Annotated in this window: 13 protein-coding genes and 1 tRNA gene; 12 read left to right on the top strand and 2 right to left on the bottom strand. The window is 59.7% G+C overall.

Translation table 11 applies throughout. The annotated features are described in order from the left end of the window. Nucleotides 1-268 precede the first annotated feature (268 nt). The 11 genes from tadA (at nucleotide 269) to L3J03_00445 (ending at nucleotide 14,511) form a co-directional block, all read left to right on the top strand. Nucleotides 269-2,563, top strand: a complete 2,295-nt coding sequence (tadA, locus tag L3J03_00495) for a Flp pilus assembly complex ATPase component TadA (GenBank protein MCF6289473.1) — start codon at nucleotides 269-271, stop codon at nucleotides 2,561-2,563. Between the two features lie 128 nt (nucleotides 2,564-2,691). Next, a complete protein-coding gene (locus L3J03_00490) occupies nucleotides 2,692-4,848 on the top strand; it encodes a tetratricopeptide repeat protein (protein ID MCF6289472.1) in 2,157 nt (718 codons plus the stop codon). A gap of 362 nt (nucleotides 4,849-5,210) precedes the next feature. Beyond that, the gene (gene topA / locus L3J03_00485) at nucleotides 5,211-7,487 is read left to right on the top strand and encodes a type I DNA topoisomerase (protein ID MCF6289471.1); all 2,277 of its coding nucleotides are present in this window, start codon (nucleotides 5,211-5,213) and stop codon (nucleotides 7,485-7,487) included. A 2-nt stretch (nucleotides 7,488-7,489) separates the two neighbouring features. Further along, nucleotides 7,490-7,879: a ribosome silencing factor gene (gene rsfS / locus L3J03_00480; GenBank protein ID MCF6289470.1), complete on the top strand. Its 390-nt coding sequence runs from the start codon at nucleotides 7,490-7,492 to the stop codon at nucleotides 7,877-7,879. 91 nt (nucleotides 7,880-7,970) lie between these two features. Then, nucleotides 7,971-9,533 (top strand): 2,3-bisphosphoglycerate-independent phosphoglycerate mutase, encoded by a 1,563-nt coding sequence (gpmI, locus tag L3J03_00475; protein MCF6289469.1) that lies wholly within the window; start codon nucleotides 7,971-7,973, stop codon nucleotides 9,531-9,533. Continuing rightward, nucleotides 9,530-10,939 carry a threonine synthase gene (gene thrC / locus L3J03_00470; protein MCF6289468.1) on the top strand — a complete coding sequence of 470 codons (1,410 nt, stop codon included), beginning with the start codon at nucleotides 9,530-9,532 and terminating at the stop codon, nucleotides 10,937-10,939. Before gpmI ends, thrC begins: the two co-directional genes overlap by 4 nt. 321 nt (nucleotides 10,940-11,260) lie before the next feature. Continuing rightward, the gene (locus L3J03_00465; protein MCF6289467.1) at nucleotides 11,261-12,094 is read left to right on the top strand and encodes a purine-nucleoside phosphorylase; all 834 of its coding nucleotides are present in this window, start codon (nucleotides 11,261-11,263) and stop codon (nucleotides 12,092-12,094) included. Nucleotides 12,095-12,104: 10 nt separating this feature from the next. Then, nucleotides 12,105-13,445, top strand: coding sequence for an amidohydrolase (locus L3J03_00460; GenBank protein ID MCF6289466.1), 1,341 nt, complete (start codon nucleotides 12,105-12,107; stop codon nucleotides 13,443-13,445). A gap of 183 nt (nucleotides 13,446-13,628) precedes the next feature. Continuing rightward, complete coding sequence (gene tatA, locus L3J03_00455; GenBank protein MCF6289465.1) at nucleotides 13,629-13,814, top strand: twin-arginine translocase TatA/TatE family subunit; 186 nt, start codon at nucleotides 13,629-13,631, stop codon at nucleotides 13,812-13,814. 80 nt (nucleotides 13,815-13,894) lie between these two features. Further along, a complete protein-coding gene (locus L3J03_00450) occupies nucleotides 13,895-14,164 on the top strand; it encodes a twin-arginine translocase TatA/TatE family subunit (protein MCF6289464.1) in 270 nt (89 codons plus the stop codon). A 271-nt stretch (nucleotides 14,165-14,435) separates the two neighbouring features. Then, a tRNA-Val gene (locus tag L3J03_00445) sits at nucleotides 14,436-14,511 on the top strand. 97 nt (nucleotides 14,512-14,608) lie between these two features. On the opposite strand, the gene L3J03_00440 is transcribed toward L3J03_00445, so the two are convergent. Both L3J03_00440 and L3J03_00435 read right to left on the bottom strand, forming a co-directional pair. After that, the gene (locus L3J03_00440) at nucleotides 14,609-17,851 is read right to left on the bottom strand and encodes a clostripain-related cysteine peptidase (protein ID MCF6289463.1); all 3,243 of its coding nucleotides are present in this window, start codon (nucleotides 17,849-17,851) and stop codon (nucleotides 14,609-14,611) included. 254 nt (nucleotides 17,852-18,105) lie between these two features. Then, nucleotides 18,106-19,272: a Fic family protein gene (locus L3J03_00435; protein MCF6289462.1), complete on the bottom strand. Its 1,167-nt coding sequence runs from the start codon at nucleotides 19,270-19,272 to the stop codon at nucleotides 18,106-18,108. A 660-nt stretch (nucleotides 19,273-19,932) separates the two neighbouring features. Between L3J03_00435 and L3J03_00430 the strand changes: the two genes are divergently transcribed. Continuing rightward, nucleotides 19,933-20,892, top strand: a 960-nt coding sequence (locus tag L3J03_00430) for a transposase (GenBank protein ID MCF6289461.1), incomplete at its 3' end; no start/stop codon positions are given.

Below are 20,892 nucleotides of genomic sequence, written 5' to 3'. Positions count from 1 at the left end.
ACAATACTTGATGAACTGGTAACAACCCGAAAGGCTTCAAATGCCACCCAATAAAATCAACAAGTTACAACATGGCACACGTCCGTCGAGCGGGTTGTTGCGAGACCGACAATATTTGCCGGAGTTCCCTTTCCCGTCAAATGGAGAAAGGGGTCTCCGGCCGGCTGATTGAAAAACAGTGAAAAAATTGAAAAAACTTGCGTTTCCGACCGTTGCCTTTTTAAATACGGGACGGCAAGCACTGCAACCGAATCCCGCGAGGTGACCCTTGAACCGGACCATTATCCTGGAACTGACCGACGGCAAGAGAAAAGAAGGCTCTCTGGCCGCTGAATTTTCGCCCAACACGAACGAGATCAAGGTCATCCTGTCCGATGCCGGGGAACAACGGAAACTCTCGCTGGCCGAGGTCTGCGCTGTTTTGCTGGAAGACAAGCCGGATGAGATCGAGGACGCCCATAACGCGGATGTGCTGGAAGAGGTGGAAACCACCACCGGCAAGAGTTTCCAGGTGCGGGTTCCGGAGGACCAGGCCTTTCAGACCGGATTCTATGGCTTCTCAATCGAGGAGCAGGCAAGCCACCGCTTTATCTTCTTCCCTTACAGCGGGGTGCGGATGCGCCGACAATACCGGCCGGTGGGCGAGATCCTGGCGGAAGAAGGGCTGGTGAGCGAGGAGGCCATCGAGGCGGCCATCGAAGAGCAGAAAAAGGCCAAGGAACTCCGGATCGGCGAGATCATTGCCGAGCATTGCCAGCTGCCCCAGGAACATATCGAACAATCGGTCAAGGAGGCGCAACTGGCCGGGTCCATCCCGATCCGGGCCCGGATCGGTGATATCCTGGTGGCCTCGGGGCTGGTCACCAAGGAACAGGTCGAGGCGGCCCTGGCCAGCCAGAAGATGGGCCAGAAGAAACGGATCGGCGACATTCTGATGGAGCGGGGCCTGCTGACCGAGGAGCAACTGCTGGCCGCCCTGGCCACCAAGTTTCGTCTGCGGTTCGTCGACCTGCGGGATATCGAGCCCGACGAAAAGGCCCTGGCCGCCATTTCCCTGGAAATGGTGGAGCAGCTCCAGGTACTCCCCCTGGAGGATCACCCCGATCATCTGACCGTGGCAACCTCCCAGCCCACCGACCCTTCAATCGGCGACACCCTGCGTTTCCATGCCCAGCGCCGGATCGAACTGGTGGTCGCCACCTCGGCCCAGATCTCCGCGGCCATTGAAAAATACTACCACGGCGAGGAGGTCGTGCTGGCCGAGGAGGAGTCCGAGGTCGAGGAGATCCTCGGCGAACTGGCTGAAGAGGAGTTGGAGGCGGGTGAGGTTGACGAACAAGAAGACGAGACCGCGGTCAAGGAATCCGACTCCCAGACCATTACCCTGGTCAACAAGATCCTGCTGGATGCCTACCGCAAGGGGGCATCGGATATTCATATCGAACCGGGCATGGGCAGCCAGCCCGTTCTGGTACGGTACCGGGTCGACGGGATCTGCAAGGTCGCGCACCGGGTCCCCAGGAGTTTCAAACGGGCGATTATCGCCCGGATCAAGATCTTGTCCAACCTGGACATCTCCGAGCGGAGGAAGCCCCAGAGCGGCAAGATCCTGATCAGCTATAAACGGCAGAAGATCGAATTCCGGGTGGAGACCACCCCCACGGTGGGCAGCAACGAGGATGCCGTCCTGCGGATCCTGGCCGCGTCAAAACCCCTGGCCTTAAGCGAGATGGGCTTCTCAGACCACAACCTGGTAAATTTTGAAAAAATTCTTGCCAAACCCTACGGCATTATCCTCTGTGTGGGTCCCACCGGCTCCGGTAAAACCACCACCCTCCATTCCGCCCTCGGCCACATCAACAAGCCGGACCGCAAGATCTGGACCGCCGAGGACCCGGTGGAAATCACCCAGCCGGGCCTGCGCCAGGTCCAGGTCCTGCCCAAGATCGGTTTCACCTTTTCAGCGGCCCTGCGCTCCTTTCTCCGCGCCGACCCGGACGTGATCATGATCGGCGAGATGCGCGACGCGGAAACGGCCAAGATCGCCATTGAGGCATCCCTGACCGGCCATCTCGTTTTCAGTACCCTGCACACCAACAGCGCCCCGGAAACCGTGGTCCGGCTCATTGAAATGGGCATGGACCCGATAAGTTTCTCCGATGCCATGCTGGGCGTCCTGGCCCAGCGGCTGGCCCGGCGGCTCTGTAAGGACTGCAAGGAGTCATATCATCCTGATCAGGATGAATTCGAGATCCTGGTACAGTCCTATATGCCAGAATGGTATGAGGAGCACAAGATGCCGGAGTACACCGACGACCTGGAATTGATGCGGGCCGTTGGCTGCGACAAATGCGGCAAATCGGGGTATAAGGGCCGGGTCGCGGTACATGAACTGCTGGTGGGAACGCCGGAGCTGAAACAGGCGATCAAGCGACAGGCCCCGGCCGAGGAGCTGATGATGCTGGCCATAAAGGAAGGAATGCGAACCCTGAAGATGGATGCCATTGCCAAGGTGTTCGATGGAATAACCGACCTTGAACATGTCCTCCGGGTCTGCCTCTAACCCGGTTTTCATCTGGGCCCTTGGTCTCATGCCCTGGGCCCGGGTTTTGATATTGTCTCGTGGTGCGCCAACCCTCCCCCTGTCGGTGCTGCGAATGAACCCCGCTACCTGGCCCAGGATAATGCCGCATGCTTGCAACGGTCCTTTATAGCCTTTTTCTGGTGATTGGCAGTGCTGTTGTCCTGGCCGCCATTGTCCTCACCGGTCTGTTTCTCAGGCAGCAGCTGGCGGAGCGCCGCCGCAGCCATCCCCCGGAAGATGGGCGCGGCTACGCGGACGCCTATTTCAGGCGGGGCCTGGCGCTCTACCGGGCCGGCAGGCCGCGCAAGGCCCTGGCCGATTATGACCAGGCCCTGAAACTTGACCATGAACTGGGTCCGGCGTATATGGCCCGGGGCCGTATTCACCAGGAACTCGGCCAGGAGATCAAGGCGCGTTTCGATTTCGAGCGGGCTGGGAAACCGGGCACTGCCGCTTTGCCGGCAGACACCGGCCGGCTCGACCGTGGGGATATTCCCGTGCCGCCGCCGGGGCCTGAACCCCTGCCCGGCCCGACGATCAGCGATATTCCCGAATCCTTGCCGGAAGCGGCGGAGCCGGCACGGAAACCGGCCGCGCCAACCCCGGTGGTTCGGGAAACCGCGCCGGACACCGGACCGGAGGAGCCAGGGCCGGAACTGGTAATTGAAACGGTCCGGGAATCAGTACCCGGTGCGCCAGGGGATGCGGGTCCGGGACCGGCGGCAAAAGGTGTTGAGCCGAGTGCCGGGGAAAGGGCCCGGCTCTACGGCCAACGGGCCAACAAGGCGTTGCGCCGGGGCCGGGTCAAGGCGGCGCTCGCCCTGTATGCCAAGGCGCTCGAGCTTGATCCGCTATCAACGGCCGCCTACACCAACCGCGGTATTGCCCTGCTCCGGACAGGGTCTGTTGACAAGGCCATTGCCGATTTCGAGCAGGCCATTGCCTGTCATCCGGAGAATGCCACGGCCCATTGCCGGCGTGCTGACGCCATGTTGCTGAAGGGCCGCCTGGACCGGGCCCTTGCCGATTACACCCGGGCCATTGCCTTGAGACCCGGCTATGCGGCGGCCCACCTCAACCGCGGCCGGGTTCATGCCCTGCGCGGGCAACCGGCCGAGGCCCTGGCTGATTTCAACCGGGCAATCGAGCTGGTGCCGCCAGGGGCCGGCAACAACCCGGCCCTGGCTGTTGCCTATTATTACCGGGCCACTGTCCGTTCGCGCAACGGCCAGCAGGACCAGGCCCTGGTTGACCTGGAGACCGCCATTCGCCTGCATCCCGGTCATGCCAAGGCCTATTTACGGCGCGGGCAGATTTTGCTTGAACAGCGACGGATTGAGGCCGCATACAGTGACTTTGACAAGGCGATCAAGCTCAACCCCCGGCTGGCCGATGCCTATGCCGGCCGTGGCCGGATCGCCATCCTCAGAAATCTCTTTGACGATGCCGTGGCTGACTTCAACCGGGCCATCGAGTTGAACCCCCTCCATGCCGAGGCTTACAACCAGCGGGGCCTGGCCTTTGCCCGGCGCGGCCAGCATGAGGCCGCGTTGAACGATTTTGCCAAGGTGCTGAAGCTGCGTCCCGAACTGATGCAGGGTTCCCCGGCCCATGCCGAGGTGTTTGTCAGCCATGGCACGGTGCTGGCGGCGCGCGGCCAGCACCCCGGGGCGATCACCCTTTTCAACACCGCGCTCCGCCTGCAACCGGGCCACGGGCCGGCCTTTTATTACCGGGGCATTTCCCGTCTCGCCCTGTCCGATCCGGCCGCGGCCCTGGAGGATTTCAACCATGCCTTTGAGTTCTCACCCGGTGATGCCGGGCTCTATCTCCAGCGCGGAACGGCCCGGCTTCGGCAACAGCAGGCCGACCAGGCAATTGCCGACTTTGACAAGGCGATCAGCCTTGACCCGGACGTTGCCGAGGCTTACCTGCGCCGGGGCAAGGCCCATATCCTGAAAAATCTCTTTGACAGGGCTATTGAGGATTTCTCCCGGGCCGTGGAGCTTAATCCCCGCTACGGCGAGGCCTATCACAGCCGCGGCCAGGCCCTGGCCCGCAAGGGACAGCACATCCAGGCCCTGGCCGACTTCAACAAGGCCATTGAGTTCGGCCCGGACAACGGTCGGGCCTATTACCACCGCGCCATGGAGTGGATCTATATCAATGACCGGCAAAAGGCGATCGAGGATCTTAAGATTGCCTGCGAACTGGGCCATGAGACCGCCTGCCTGGAGTACAAGAAGCTGAAGTTCATCAACTGAGTTCCTTTTGTTTCTACGCTGGTTTTTTGTCGTTACCCCCCCTTTGAAGTCAAAAAAAAGATTGTGATGAGGCCCGCGACAAGGTAAAGGTGATGGCGTCGTAAAAAACGCCGGTTGCCGCGTTACGGAAAGTTTCCCGTTGACACGACGAGTATCGGTCAACACTACGGCCGATGATTGACGGACACGCGTATCTCCGGCACCGGTGAAAGCCTACCGGGCAAGGAGTGTGCTCGACAGGTGGAAAGCGCCACCCTGTGAGTGGTTACCATCACCCGGACTGTTGACGGGCGCGGGCTGTTTTTCCGGATGTTCCGCCCGTTGCAAACCAATAATCCCTTGCGTTGATTCTAAAGGAAAGTATGGCAAAGGCGTTGATCATAGTAGAGTCACCTGCCAAGGCAAGGACTCTTAAGAAATATCTGGGCAAGGATTTTGAGGTCAAGGCCTCGGTGGGCCATGTCCGGGACCTGCCGGTGAGCAAGCTGGGGGTGGATGTTGAGCGAAACTTTTCTCCCCAGTACGTCACCATCAAGGGCAAGGCCAAGATTATCAATGAGCTGAAAAGATCGGCCAAGATGGTGGACGAGATTTTTCTGGCCCCGGACCCGGATCGTGAGGGCGAGGCCATTGCCTGGCATATAGCCCAGAGTTTAAAGACGCTCAAAAAGCCGATCCACCGGGCCCTGTTCCACGAATTGACCAAAAAGGCCATTCTGGCGGCCATTGCCAATGCCACTGAGATAGACCGGAACCGGTTCGAGGCCCAGCAGGCCCGCCGGATTCTCGACCGGCTGGTGGGATACCAGATCTCGCCGCTGCTCTGGGAAAAGGTGCGGCGGGGACTGTCCGCCGGCCGGGTGCAGTCCGTGGCGGTCAGGATGATCTGCGAGCGGGAAGCGGCCATTGAGGCCTTTGTTTCCGAAGAGTATTGGACCATCGGGGTGCGGCTTGAGGGTGACACTCCGCCGCCGTTCACCGCTCAGCTCGATAAGATCGATAACAAGAAGGCAAAAATCACCACCGAGGCCGAGGCCGCGATTGCAGTGGCGGCATTGCGCCGGGCCGACCCAATGGTCCGGGCGGTGGAAAAAAAGAAGAAACAGCGGCGGCCGCAGCCACCGTTCATCACCAGTACCCTGCAGCAGGATGCCAACCGCAAGCGCCATTTTTCCGCCAAAAAAACCATGTCCCTGGCCCAGCGTCTCTATGAGGGCATTGAGCTGGGCGACCGGGGCCCCACCGGCTTGATCACCTATATGCGCACCGATTCCACCCGGATCAACAACGAGGCCCTGGCCGGGGTGCGCGACTATATCGAGCAGGCCTGGGGACGCGATTATCTTCCGGCCAAGGCCAACGTATACAAGGCCTCGAAATCGGCCCAGGACGCCCACGAGGCGATCCGGCCCACCGACGTTACCATCACCCCCGAGCAGGTGGCCCCCTTTCTGGACAAGAACCTGCTGGCCCTCTACACCCTGATCTGGAAACGGTTCGTGGCCTCGCAGATGCGGCCGGCGATCTATGATCAGACCGTGATCCGGATCAGCGCGGACAAGTATCTGTTAAAGGCCACCGGCTCGATCATCCGCTTTCCCGGCTTCATGACCCTCTATGTGGAGGCCAGCGACGAGAACGGCCGGGCCGAGACCACCGCCGAGGAGACCCTGCCTGATCTCAAAACCGGCGATCCGCTGCAGACCCTGGCCGTGGAGCCCAAGCAGCACTTCACCCAGCCGCCGCCGCGTTATAACGAGGCCACCCTGGTCAAGGCCCTGGAGGAAAACGGGGTGGGCCGGCCCAGCACCTATGCGGCGATCATCTCGGTTATCCAGGACAAGGAATACGTCCGGCTCGACAAGCGGCGTTTTTATCCCACTGACCTGGGCCGGCTGGTCAATGACCTGCTGGTGGCCCATTTCCCGACGATCATGGATGTGGAGTTCACCGCCTCCATGGAGGCCAGCCTGGACCAGGTCGAGGAGGGCCGGGTCAACTGGCAGGAGCTGCTGAGTAATTTTTACGGACCGTTTCGGGACAGCCTGGACCGGGCCAAGAAGGAGATGCAATCGATCAAGCAGCGGGCCGTGCCCACCGGCATTCCCTGCCCGCAGTGCGACGGCAAACTGGTGGTCAAGTGGGGCCGGATGGGTGATTTCCTGGCCTGCGAGAACTATCCGGCCTGCAAGCATACCCAGAATTTCACCAAGGACGGGGACGGCAAGATCGTCCCGCTGGCCCGGGAAGAGCCTGAAGATTCCGGCGAAACCTGCGAAAAATGCGGCAAGCCGATGGTCTATCGCAATGGCCGTTTCGGCCGCTTTCTCGCCTGTTCAGGGTATCCGGCCTGCCGGCACATCCGCGCCCGGACCACCGGAGTCGCCTGCCCTGAACCGGGATGCGACGGCGAACTGGTGCAGAAGGTATCAAAACGAGGCAAACCCTTTTACAGCTGCAACCGTTTTCCCAAGTGCAGGTTCGCCCTGTGGGACAAACCGGTGAATCAGCCCTGTCCAAAGTGCAAGGCCCTGTTTCTTGTGGAAAAAGAGGGAAAAAAGACCGGTAAACGCCTGCAGTGCATCGTTGCTTCCTGTAAATTTTCCCAGCCGATTACCGATAAGGAGCCCGGGGAATAGTTGTGCAGAATGTAAAAAAGGTGCATCGGAACAAGAGCAGCCTGGAAATCGCCCGGGTCTGCGCCCGGGCCGCGCTGAACAAAAAGGCCGGGGAACTGGTTATTCTCGATGTCCGCGGCCTGGCCACCTTTGCCGATTTTTTCGTGATCATGAGCGGTAACTCCACCCGGCATACCCAGAGCCTGGCCCAGGCGGTGGAGGGCGAACTCAGGAGTAAACGGATCAGCGGCAACACCAGCGAGGGGCTCAAGGACGGGCTCTGGGTCCTGCTCGATTATTTTGATGTGGTTGTTCATATCTTTTATAAGGAATCCAGGAAATTCTATGACCTGGAGGGGCTGTGGCACGATGCACCCCGGATTGACCCGGAACCGGATACCCAAAAGAGTTGAATGCCGGCCCGTCATAACGGAAGAATGAAAGGCGTTACTCCGGCATGGCAAGGCCGGTGCCGGGCAGCGACTTTGATCTGAAACAAGGCTTATGAAAAAAGTATCCCCGATTCTGCTGGCCATTCTCGACGGCTGGGGACATGGCCGGCCCATTGGCACCAATGCCATCCATGTGGCCGCCACCCCCAACCTTGATCACTGGACAAAGCGCTATCCCTTTACCACCCTTGATGCCCATGACGGCGCAGTGGGACTGCCCGAGGGCCAGATGGGCAACTCCGAGGTGGGCCATCTCAACATCGGCGCCGGCCGGGTCGTGTACCAGGATTTCACCCGGATCAACCGGGCCCTTGAGCAGGGTGATTTTTTTACCAACCAGGTGCTGGTGCGCGCCTTCAGCCAGGCCCGGGAGTCCGGCGGCGCCCTCCACCTGCTGGGCCTGGTCTCGGACGGCGGCGTGCACAGCCATATCGATCACCTCAAGGCCCTGGTGCGGATGGCGGCGGACCATGGGGTCGAGGGAATCTTTATCCATGCCTTTATGGACGGCCGGGACACCCCGCCCAAGAGCGGGGCCGGCTACCTGCAGGAACTTTCCGCCACCCTGACCACCACTGGCGCGGGCAAGGTGGCCACTGTCTCCGGCCGCTACTATGCCATGGACCGGGACAACCGCTGGGACCGGGTCCGGCTCGCCTGGCAGGCCCTGGTGGATGGCAAGGGAATTATGGCCGACGATCCGATAGCCGCGGTGGAGGACGCCTATGAGCGTGGCGAAACCGACGAGTTCATCAAGCCGATCGTGCTGGTTGATGATTCCGGAAGACCGGTGGCCACGATCAATGACGGAGACACGGTGCTCTTCTTCAACTTCCGGGCCGACCGGGCCCGGGAACTGACCCATGCCTTTATTGATCCGGACTTTACCGGTTTTTCCAGGGCCCGGCAACCGGTCCTGGCCGAGTACCTCACCTTTACCCGGTATGACAAACATTTCACCATGCCGGTGGTCTTTCCTCCGGTATTGCTCTTCCGGATTCTCGGCGAGGAGATCAGTCGGCACGGCCTGCGCCAGCTGCGAATCGCCGAGACTGAAAAATACGCCCATGTCACTTACTTCTTCAACGGCGGCCGCGAGGAGCCCTTTCCCCTGGAGGACAGGGTCCTGGTCCCTTCGCCCAAGGATGTGGCCACCTATGATCTCAAGCCGGAGATGAGCGCGAAGGAGGTGACCGACGAATTGCTTGCCCGGCTTGACGAGAATCCCTACGATCTGATCGTGCTCAATTTTGCCAACGGTGACATGGTCGGCCATACCGGGGTGATGGCCGCGGCGGTCAAGGCGTGCGAGACCGTGGATCGATGTCTCGGCCGGCTGGTGAAAAGAATCACCGCCCTGGGCGGGATAACCCTGATCACCTCGGACCACGGCAATGCCGACACCATGTACAATCCTGAAACCAACGGGCCCTTTACCGCCCACACCTCCAACCCGGTGCCCTTTATCCTGGTGAGCGAGCGTTACCTGGGTTGCCGTCTGCGCAGCGGCGGGGCCCTGAAGGATATCGCCCCCACGGTGCTGGCCCTGCGCCACCTGCCGGTGCCGGCCGAGATGGAGGGCGACAACCTTATTCTCGGGCAAGACAGCAAATGAAGTATATCAGTACCAGGGGCGGGATCGAGCCGATCCGGTTCAAAGAGGCGGTCCGGATGGGGCTGGCCGTTGACGGCGGCCTGCTCCTGCCCCGGTCCCTGCCCGTTCCGGGCGATGATACGGTGCGCGGCTGGCAGGCGGATTTTTGCCAGGGAAAGCTTTCCTACCGGCAACTGGCCTTTGAAATCATCAGCCTGTTCGTTACCGATATTCCTGCCAACGATCTCGGGAAATTGATCGACCGCTCCTACGCCGTGTTTGGTGATCCGGCGATCACCCCGGTCAGGACCCTGGGCGATTACCACATCCTCGAACTCTTCCATGGCCCGACCCTGGCCTTCAAGGACGTGGCCCTGCAGTTTCTCGGCAATGTCTTTGAGTATATCCTGCGGGAGTCGGGCGGCAAGATGAATATCCTGGGCGCCACTTCCGGCGACACCGGCAGCGCCGCCATTTACGGGGTACGGGGCAAGGAGCGGATCAGTATCTTTATCCTCCATCCCCACAAGCGGGTAAGCCGGATCCAGGAACTGCAGATGACCACGGTGCTGGACGACAACGTGTTCAACCTGGCCATCCGCGGCACCTTTGACCAGGGCCAGGCCATAGTCAAAAAACTGTTCAACGATATCCCGTTCAAGGAAGGGTATCACCTCGGTGCGATCAACTCCATCAACTGGGCCCGGATCCTGGCCCAGGTGGTCTATTACATCCATGCCTGGCTCCAGGTGACCGGCGACAAGGACCGGGCTGTTGACTTCTCGGTGCCCACCGGCAATTTCGGCGATATATTCGCCGGGTTCGTGGCCAAGCGGCTGCTGGGGGCCGGCCGAATCCGCACCCTGATTATGGCCACCAATGAAAACGACCTGCTGGCCCGGTTCGTCAACCAGGGCGATTATTCCCTGGGCACGGTCAAGGCCACCTCCAGCCCGTCCATGGATATCCAGCTGGCCAGCAATTTTGAGCGGTTTTTGTACTATCTCAACGACCAGGACCCGGAGCGGACCCGGCAGGACATGGAACGGTTTGCGGCAAGCGGCGGGCTCACATTCGACCTTGAGCAGCAGCAACGGATCCGGGCCGACTTTGCCGCCAAGCGGGTCAGCGAGGCCGAGACCCGCTCGACCATTAAAAACTTTTACCGGGAATACGGCTACATCCTTGATCCGCATACCGCGGTGGGGGTCAATGCGGGCCAGGCCCTGCGGCAGCCCGGGGTGCCGCTGGTCTGCCTGGCCACGGCCCACCCGGCCAAGTTCGGCCGGGTGGTGGAAGAGGCCATCGGCCGCAAGTTGACCCTGCCGCCCGGGCTGGCCGGCCTGGAGGGAAAAAAGAGCCGCTGCCGGGTGGTTGATGCCGACCCGGAGGTGATAAGGCGGTTTGTCGCCGGCCATGCCCGGTAACTAGTGCCCATCCAGAAATGGCCCTTTCGCCCAATCTCGGCGTCATGCTCAAAAAATAATCCTCGTAATATCATTTATATGACTCCGGTTATTTTTTTTCGCGATCCTTGATCTTGAACGAAATTGCTCATTTCTGGACGGACACTAACCAGCATGGCTGGACCATGATTTTGGGGCCGCAGCCACAACCAACTATGAAAATCTCCCCGGACAGCGAGCTTCGTCCGGCACGACTTTCATATAAACTAACCAGCATGGCTGGACCATATTTGCCCAGCCACAACCAAACAATGAAAGACGTCACTCCGGTGGGGATTGCCCATGATCGATATTGAAAAGTACCGTCAGCAGGCCGAGGCGGCGGCCGCGTTTCTGCGCGACCGGCTGCCAGGATTGCCCGGGGTGGTATTGGTCCTGGGCACCGGGCTGGGTGAGTTGGCCGGCCGGATCAAGGGGCCGGCCATCCTGCCCTATCAAGCAATCCCCCATTTCCCCCGGTCCACGGTAAAGAGCCATGCCGGCAACCTGGTTTGCGGTGAACTGGGCGGCAAGGCCGTGGCCATGCTCCAGGGCCGGTTTCACTACTATGAGGGTTACTCCACCCGGGAGTTGACCTTTCCGCTCAGGGTTCTCGCCCTGCTCGGCGCGGACACCCTGCTGGTAACCAATGCCGCGGGCGGCCTTAACCCGGCCTTTGAACCCGGCACCCTGATGCTCATCCGCGATCACCTCAACTTTATCCCGGACAATCCCCTGCGCGGCCCCAATGTGGATGACTGGGGGCCGCGGTTCCCGGACCTGTCCGAACCCTATGACCCGGACCTCATTGAAAAGGCCCTGGCCTGCGCCGAACAGCACAACATACCCCGGGTAACCAGCGGGGTCTATGCGGCCATCCCCGGGCCCAGTCTTGAAACACCGGCTGAAACCCGGTACCTGCGGAACTGCGGGGCCGACGGGGTGGGCATGTCCTCGGTGCCCGAGGTGATCGTGGCCAGACACGCCGGCATGCGGGTGCTGGGAATATCCGTGGTCGCCAATGTCAATGACCCGGATAATTTCGAGCCCATCCTGATCGACGAGATCATTGCCCGGGCCCGGGAGACCGAACCCCGGCTCCAGCGGCTGGTGGTGGAAACCCTCAAGGTCATCTGAGGAAAAGACAATGAGCATTTCCAGCAACAGGCCGGTCACCCTGCTGATCCGCGGCAGATACCTGGTCACCCAGGACCGGGAGAGGACCATTATTGACAACGGCGGGGTGGCCGTGGCCGGCGACACCATTGTCGAGATCGGGCCCGGCCGGGAGCTGCTGGCCAGGTATCCCGGGGTGGAGGTAATTGACGAGCCCCGCGGCCTGATCATGCCCGGCCTGGTCAATACCCATACCCATGCCGCCATGGCCTGCTTTCGGGGGCTGGCCGACGACCTGCCCCTGATGCAGTGGCTGCAGGAGTATATCTTCCCGGCAGAGGCCAGGCTCACCGGCGAGGTGGTCTTTCATTCCACCCTGCTCTCCATTGCCGAGATGATCCGTTCCGGCACCACCAGTTTCTGCGACATGTACCTCTTTGCCAGGGAGGTGGCCCGGGCCGCGGCCGCGGCCGGCATGCGGGGCTGGGTCGGCGAGGTGCTCTATGATTTCCCCTCGCCCAATTACGGGCCCCTGGCCGAGGGAATCCGTTACACCGAGGAACTGCTCGGGATGTACCGGCAGGACCCGCTGATCACCGTAACCGTTGATCCCCATGCGGTCTACACCTGCGGCCCGGAACTGCTCAAGCAGTTGAAGGAGCTGGCCGATAAACATGATGCCCTCTATGTCATCCATCTCTCTGAAAACAAAGAGGAGGTGCGGGCCGCAAAAGAGCGGTTCGGCTGTTCGCCGGTGATCCATCTGGACCGGCTGGGAATTCTGGATGAGCGGGTGCTGGCCGACCACTGCGTCGAGTTGACCAGGGAAGAAATCGAGCTGCTGGCCGCCAGGGGAGTCAAGGTCGCCCACTGCCCGGAGAGCAACATGAAACTGGCCTCAGGGGTGGCCCCGGTGCCCGGGCTGCTCGCCGCCGGGGTGACCGTGGGGCTGGGTACCGACGGCAGCGCCAGCAATAATAACGTGGACATGTTCGGGGAGATGAACAGCGCCGCTCTCCTGCACAAGGTCTTTTCACAAGACCCCACGGTGCTGGACGCCCGGACCAGCCTGGATCTCGCCACCGTGGGCGGGGCCGCCGCCCTGTCCGCCAAGGAGATGATCGGCAGCCTCGAACCGGGGAAAAAGGCGGATATCATTGTCCTTGATATGAATCAACCGCACCTGACCCCGGTCTATAACCTGCCCTCCCACCTGGTCTACGCGGCCCGGGGCAACGACGTGGTCCACTCGGTAATCAACGGCCGGGTGGTAATGCGGAACCAGCGCCTCCTGACCCTGGACGAGGAGGCGGTGCTGGAGAAGATGAACGAACTTGCCGGGAAAATCGCGGCCATGAGGCCCGGCGGCTGAAAGTTAAGTGGTCGGTTGCGGCTGGGGCACGGTCCGGAAAAAGAAGTTTCCTTGTTTTTGATTTTGATGTACATATACAGACGCCGTGATCAGTTACAGAGGGTTCTATACAGAGCGGCTGCAGCGGACTTGTGGTGCTGTGTATAACGGCTGGAAATAATAAACGAAAAAGAGGTTTTTTTTATGTTCGGACTCGGCATGCCGGAACTCATCGTTATTCTGGTTATCATTGTGATCATCTTTGGCGCCGGCAAACTGCCGGAGATCGGCTCCGGGATCGGCAAGGGGATAAAGAACTTCAAGAAAGCCACCCGCGAGGAGAGCGAGCCGGAAAAGATTGAAGAAGATAAAAAGGATTCCAACGCCTAACCCTTTTTACGGATGAGTTTTTCGTTGGATCAGTTGCGATGCCAGGGCTTGGACGCCGGTGTCGCCAGAAGGAGGTCATTATGTTTGGTTTGGGAACCCCGGAATTGATCGTTATCCTTGGTATCGCCTTTCTGGTATTCGGCGGCAAGAAGCTGCCGGAGATCGGCGCCGGTCTCGGCAAGGGAATCAAGTCTTTTAAAAACGGACTGCGAGAGGTCGAGGAGACCGCCAAGGAGAACGTGCCCGGCATAAAAGAGGTGGCCGCGGTCAAGGAGCAGGCGAGCAAGATCAAGGACAGCCTTGATGTGAAGGCCAAGATCAAGGACGAACTCAACCCGCTCAAGAGCTAGGGCCCAAGCGCCGGCCGACCCTGGATCGTCCTCCCGCGCTGAGCCAACGCAAATCGGATCGCAACCGCTGGCAAGGCTTTTTCCTTGCCGGCGGTTCTTTTTTTGGGACAAACCAGCATGGCAGGACCAAGTTTTGGGCCATAGCCGCAACGAACAATGAAAATTTCCCGGACACCGGGCTTTGTCCATGGCAACCGGTCCGAGCACCCCCGGGCCGGTTAAATTGGCTTGAAGTTTTCAGGGCGCTGGAGTATCCTTTTTTCGTTTTTCAGGGCGATTAACTCAGTGGTTAGAGTGCCACCTTCACACGGTGGAAGTCACAGGTTCGAATCCCGTATCGCCCACCATTGAATAAAAAAGGCATGGTCATGCGACCATGCCTTTTTATATTCCTCCCCCCTGATCCCTGTTTGGAATGGCTGGAACCCCTCCAGCTGAAAATAATCACTCGCAGAGCTGCTGCGCGTAGATGGTTCCCTCGAATGTCAAGGCGTTGATCCTGCCATTGCTGCCCCGGGTGTACACCGTGGCAGTGCCGGAGGAGCCGTCGCCGAATTGCATGTAGATCGTTTCTCCCTGGACCCGGTAGCGTCCCCGGGTGGTGGGAGAGGCATTGTAATAGCCGCCGCCGCCGCCGGACATGGAGGATTCCGAGCCGTACTGCATGTTGCCCCGGCCATCGAAATAGGCCCAGGAACTGGAGGAGCTGCTGGCCCCGGAGTAATAATTGCTGGAGCCGGAATAGCTGCACAGTTTACCCTGCAACATCATCTCCTGGCCGGTGGTGCCCACCTGTCCCGGCTGGCCGCCCTGGGCGGCGTATACCTGCTGCTGTCCCCCCTGCCCCTGGCGTTGATATTGATAGACCAGGCCGCTGGCCATTTCGCGCAGCAACAGGGTGTTGCCCTGGAGCTGCATACCGTAGGCCATGCCCATGCCGGTCAACTGGGATTGGGTTATGAGCCGGCCGCCCTGGACCTGGAAGACGCCGGCATCCACCACTTCACCGTACTCGCTGACCTGGTAGCGATTGCCGGAAAAAACCAGGGTATCCCCTTCCTGTCCCTGCCAGGAGCCGGTCAATCCTCCGCCTTGTGGCGAAACGGCCTGGGGGGCGTGCTGCTGCTGGCCGTAACCGCCGGCTGGCGGCGATTGCACAGCGGGCGTCGCCACCGGTGCCCCGCCCTGGGCCGCCGGTCCCGGCTGCGGCCGGCCGCCGTCCTCCTTGACCCAGAGAACAAGCCAACCCTTGGGGGTCAGATACTTGAGAATCAGGCGCGGCGATCCGTTTTCCCAGCGGGAGACCAGAAAGGTAAAATTCACCGCCTCAACGGGGTTGCCGTCGTTGTCAAATGAAATCAGCCGCAGGGTGGGCGCCAGCCGGGTATCCAGGAGCGCCATCTGGGGCACCACCTGCCAGTCGGGATCCCGGGGGTTGTTGATCTTGGCCACCAGCACCTTTTTGTTGCTTTTTGAGCGGGAGATATCCACATAGGTGGGCAGGGGTTTCCACCCCTGCCCGGCGCCGCCGGTCATGCCGTACCAGCGCCACCTGCCGATAAGATGCTCCGCCGTAACCTTGCCGGCATTGTCCAGGTAGCCCTGCTGTTGTTTGTCGTAGGGCTGAATAGTGATCTTGGTCGTTGCAAAGGCGGACTGGCCGCCCATGGACTCGGCCCGCATCCCCACCAGTAATTCCTCCGGCGGATCATTGCCGATCAGCAATTCCAGGCCGTCCCGCCAGTGCAGGGTTTCGCTCTTCAAGAAGTTCACACCGCCGGGAGTGTCGGCAATGAATTCATAGAGCAGGGTCACCTCGTCCTCGGGTCTGGGCTGGATGGAGCGATAGGCCACCGAGCCGTCGGGCTGGTCGATCTCCCAGCGGACATCCACTGCCTGCCAGGTGATGGTGTCGAAAAAGACCCGGGCGAAATGCTCACCCAGCTTCTTCCGTTTGATAAGTACCGGCACCGAGACATGACGGAGATCGTCGAGATTGGAGGCATCCACCGTGGCCCGGGCAGCCTGCGCGCCGTCGGTTATCCAGAAATGACGGCCCACATACTCCTGGCTCACCTGGTTTTCCCGGCCCTTGAACTCCGGCATCAGCAGATCAACCACATCGGCCACCGCGTCCTCTTTTTTCTTGTAGAAGTCGGGATCCAGCACATACCCCTTTTCAAAGAAGATCACCCCGCCGCCATTGTTGGAAACCCGCTTGCCGTGCACTGACTGGACCCAGAGTACGTTTTCGCCCCGCACCGTGGCAACGATCTTGAAACCACCGCCCGGAACCCCGCCCTGCACCGGTTTCCCGGACCGGGCATCGATCACCCGCAGGTCAACGATTTTCGGTTTGACAAGATGTTTTTGTTGCACCGCATGGAGATCCTGCAGGAACCTGCCCCAGCCCGATCGCCGGGCAAGGCGCAGTCCGCTGTAGGCGTTATTAAACTGTCTGGCGGTGACCGGCGCGTACAGGGCAAGGCCGTTGCTCAAATGGTGCCGGGGACTGGAATAGTTGGCCAGCACCGCCTGATCCATGGCGGCAACGAGGCGGCGGTACTCCGCCGCCGCCGGGAAATCGGGAATCTCGTGCCGCAGTCGTTTGCCCAGGTCCAGGAGATCAATGCTGGAGAGTACCCGGGCGTCGCGACGGATATCGGTCCGGTCCCCGTAGGTCTCGGAATAGAAGAGGGAACGGGCGATATCCGGCCAGCGTCGCTCCAGCACCCCGGTCAACTTCCCGGCCATGCCGTCCACGGCCGCCACCACTCCGTCGATGGCATCGAGATCAATGGCCGACAGGGTGGCCACCCGTTCCTTGCGTTCCGAATAATAGTCGTCATAGGCCTTGACAATATTGGTTGCCAACCGTTTAACCCCGGCGGTTTCCCGGCCGAACATGGGCAGAAAACGGTCATAGGGCCAGCCGTCGCCGGGTTCCACCGCCTGGGAGGCCACCATGACGCGGGCCAGCCCGGCAAGCTCATAGGCGGTTTCCAGCTGGGCCATGAGGCACATATCGAAACCCACCAGGTCCAATCGCTCCAGCCCCAGCCGGTCCAGGGCCCGGCTGAGCCCCTGACGCAGCTCCGGCAGGTTGAGACTGTCCATCCCCTTTTCAGTGCCGGGAGCACTGTGATCAATGGCCATGAGGCTCCAGCCGCCGCCATGGTCCCAGAGGATTATCCCGTAGTGAGGGGCGGGAAATTTTCGGACCGCACCAGTCACAAAGGCGCTCAGCACCGCCGGATCACCCATGTTGAGTTCGCCGAGTTCGGCGATCTGCTCCGAGGCCAGTTTCTCGGGATCCCGGTCCCGGCGCAGTCGATAGACCCGGCAGCCCTGCCAGTCGCCGTCGCTGTCATCGTATCCCTGGGCACGGTCCACCAGGGCCACCACCGTGACCCCGGATTCCGGCAGCCCCTGCTCCATCTCGTTCAAGTCCAGCAGGGCGAATTTTTCCAGATCATTATCGCCGTCCAGATAGACCATAAGGGTCCACTGGCGCTGGGAATCGAGGACCGGAGCGCCGAGTTCGGCCAGTTGCTCCGGGGCCGCCGCCATTGCCCGGGCATTGCCCAGCAACAGGAACAGGGAGATACACAAGACGCTCAGGTAGCCGGCCAGCCATGGGAACCGCCGGCCATCATCTGTCACTCTGTTATTCTGTTCAATCATCATCTCCACCTCCTCTTAAGTATGCTCCCCCTTTTCCGGCTGGGCGGCAAATATATCCCTGGCCTGCGCGGCGATCGCCGCCAGGGAGATATGTTGCCCACAGGCGATTGGATGGCTGCTTCCATGATCCATGCCTTCATGCTATCATGAACCAAATGCTCTGTTCAGAACTATTTGTGGGTAGTGGTCAGCTTGATGAGGGCTTTAATCAGCCTCCCCACTTCACCTGTGAGCTGCCTGCCGACAGGGGCCAAGTTCTATTCCTCTTCTCCTGACAAAACCTTTTTCCCGGTCAACTCCCAGCACAGTTCATAGCTGGAACTCCGGCCGCCCGCATCGTTGGGCCGGAGGATGTTCTTTTTGACCAAATCCATCATATCCCGGTGGCCGGTGGCCCGGCTGGCCCCGGTCATGCCGAGATACTTTCGGGATTTCAGGCCGCCCTCAAAGCCTCCAGGCCCAGCTTCGAGCAGTTTTCCGATAACCTTCCGCTGGCGCTCGTTCAAGGCGATATGGGACACGTTCTGCCAGAAACGGGAGATTTTCACCACCTTGTCCATCACCTTCTGCGACTTTTTTATCGTCTGTTCATAGCATTCAAGGAACCAGGACATCCACCCGGTCAAATCCCCATCTCCACGGGAAGTCCTGTCAAGAACCCGGTAATACCCTTCCCGCTTTTCCATAATCTGATTTGAAAGACTGTAGCATCGCTTGGCAACCCCCTCGCCCTGGGTGAGCGCCAGATCCGCCAAGGCCCTTGCCAGACGACCGTTGCCATCCTCAAAGGGATGGATGGCCAGAAACCAGTAATGGGCAATACCGGCCCTGATAATGAGGTCCATCCCCTCCCGGGACGGCCGCGACCCCTCCCACCAGTGCAGGAAGGTCTCCATTTCGCTCTCCACCCGCGAGGCAGGAGGGGCGATGTAGTGGACCCTCTCCCGACCTTCCGGACCGGATACGATGCGCATGGGGTCTTTCTCTGGTGGCCGCCACTCTGCCACCCTGATTTTGTAGAGGCCGGAATATCCGGTGGGAAAAAGGGCGGCATGCCATCCCTTGAGCCGATCAGGTGTCAGGGGGGCCTGGTAATTGCCGGTGGCCTCCATCAAGACATCAACCAGCCCATCGGTCTCCGGCTTCGAGCCGGGCAGACCGGCAGTGGGAAGCCCGAGACGCTTGGCAACCGAAGAACGGACGGCTTGCGGATTGAGGAATTCCCCCTCAATGGCCGCGGTCTGCACGGCCTCCAGGGTCATGGCCTCCAGTTGGGCCTGCAACTCAAGATCCAGGCCGAGTGTGGCTACCTGCTGATACAACTGCCCTTGCAGGAACCGAGATCGCCCGAGAGGGACGAGGAGCTTTTCGTAATCCAGTCTAAAATTCGGCCAATTGGGGCTTTGCCAGATGTATTGAGTCATTTGCCCACCTTTATCGTCTTATATGATGAGACAAATATACGTGTTTTTTGTTTCACAGGCAAGAACCAAATGCTTTTTTGTCTCAACAAAGGAGACGAAAACAAGAAGAGGGCGAGAGGGACGTTAAGTTTTTAACTTCACGAGTTGTGGCAGGGTGAATTTCATCTCATGGGCGATTTTTTCTCCCCTTTGCACTGCCATGGAAATTGCCGGTACGGATAGGCCCGCGGAACGGGCCAATTCAGTCATGGTCATCCCGAGTTCCCGAACTGCCCAATAACACAGCAGGCTCCTGGCCCGGACTCTTTGTCGATTCTTTCCCGGTTTCAATATCTCTTGTAAAGGGACTTCCGTGATCCGCGCAATCACCTGTAACAGATGCTCCAGAGTGATCCCCTGTGACCGTAATACTTGCCGTCGGTGGTAATACTCCTCGGCTTCTTTGAGTATGTCATCTACGAAATCACTGTCACCGAGAAATGGTAGCACAGTGTAAAAACTTTTCAAATATTTAAATATTAAGGGCGTTATATATAGAAATAACAAAAGGTTAAGCCTTCACATTGTAAAGAAATAAAAAATATTTTATCAGCTGTAAAAAAGAGAAACCTCCTGTTAAGAAATAGGTGCCAACCAAGTATCCAAAACAGGAGGTTTCCAATGAAAAATTTAACTTTATCAAGGCTGAGGGAGTTTAGTCAACTCAAGAAAGAGATCCGTGGTTCGGACAGGCATCTCATCGTCGGGATAGACGTGGCCAAGGACAAGCACCATGCCTTCTTCGGCGCCGCCACCGGCAAGTCGTTTTTACGACGATTGATCTTTGACAACAACAGAGAAGGGTTTGACACCCTGCTGCACCGGGCTCGGGCGATCATGACCCAGGAGGGGCTCGACAAGGTGGTATTTGGCGTGGAACCGACCGCCGACTACCATAAGCCCTTGGCCGAATTTCTGATCAACAACGGTCTTACCGTGGTCCTGGTGTCGAACGAAGCGGCGAAAGAGAACCGGAAGACGCTGGATGGCCGCTGGGACAAGAACGATACCAAGGATAGCGCCAACGTGGCCGACCTTATCTCCCAGGGCAAGTTTCTATACTACGATCTGCCGTCGCCGTTGATCCGGGATTTGCGCAATCTGCTGTCTCTCAAGAGGAAGTTAAAGGCGTATGAGCACAGTATCCGGATGCGGATCAGGAATCACCTGGTGAGTCAGTTTTTCCCGGAACTGGATAAATACTACGGCCACCGTGAGCAGGAAAATCTCGCCATTGTCAAATGGTGCCTGAATCCTCGCCAGATCGCGGCCATGGATTTCAGGGAATTTTTTCAGGTGGTCACCAGCCGTGACCGGGGCAGCGTCCAGCGCCGGCGCCTCCAGGCCATACAAGAAGCGGCCCGGAGTTCAATTGGCTGTGAGGTCGGTGAATCCGTGGCGTTTGAGGCAAAGCTGCTGGTTACCACCCTGGGCCGGGTAAGGGAGTCGATTGTTGAAGCGGATTCCAGGATAGCTGAGGCGTGTCGTCAGATTCCGGGTTATGAGAGCATCGTCAGTATACCTGGTATCGGCCCGGCAGTGGCCGCAGTGGTGTTGGCCTCAATCGGCGATCCGCACCGG

The sequence above is a fragment of the Desulfobacterales bacterium genome (genome assembly GCA_021647905.1).
Classification (GTDB): Bacteria; Desulfobacterota; Desulfobulbia; order Desulfobulbales; family BM004; genus JAKITW01.
The sequence above is the reverse complement of the archived record's forward strand: the minus strand, read 5'-3'. Positions and strand labels throughout refer to the sequence as shown.

Coding starts and splice junctions, on each gene's coding strand:
- L3J03_00490 (MCF6289472.1), top strand. CDS start 2,692: ATGCTTGCAACGGTCCTTTATAGCCTTTTTCTGGTGATTGGCAGTGCT.
- topA (MCF6289471.1), top strand. CDS start 5,211: ATGGCAAAGGCGTTGATCATAGTAGAGTCACCTGCCAAGGCAAGGACT.
- gpmI (MCF6289469.1), top strand. CDS start 7,971: ATGAAAAAAGTATCCCCGATTCTGCTGGCCATTCTCGACGGCTGGGGA.
- thrC (MCF6289468.1), top strand. CDS start 9,530: ATGAAGTATATCAGTACCAGGGGCGGGATCGAGCCGATCCGGTTCAAA.
- L3J03_00465 (MCF6289467.1), top strand. CDS start 11,261: ATGATCGATATTGAAAAGTACCGTCAGCAGGCCGAGGCGGCGGCCGCG.
- L3J03_00460 (MCF6289466.1), top strand. CDS start 12,105: ATGAGCATTTCCAGCAACAGGCCGGTCACCCTGCTGATCCGCGGCAGA.
- tatA (MCF6289465.1), top strand. CDS start 13,629: ATGTTCGGACTCGGCATGCCGGAACTCATCGTTATTCTGGTTATCATT.
- L3J03_00450 (MCF6289464.1), top strand. CDS start 13,895: ATGTTTGGTTTGGGAACCCCGGAATTGATCGTTATCCTTGGTATCGCC.
- L3J03_00440 (MCF6289463.1), bottom strand. CDS start 17,851: ATGATGATTGAACAGAATAACAGAGTGACAGATGATGGCCGGCGGTTC.
- L3J03_00435 (MCF6289462.1), bottom strand. CDS start 19,272: ATGACTCAATACATCTGGCAAAGCCCCAATTGGCCGAATTTTAGACTG.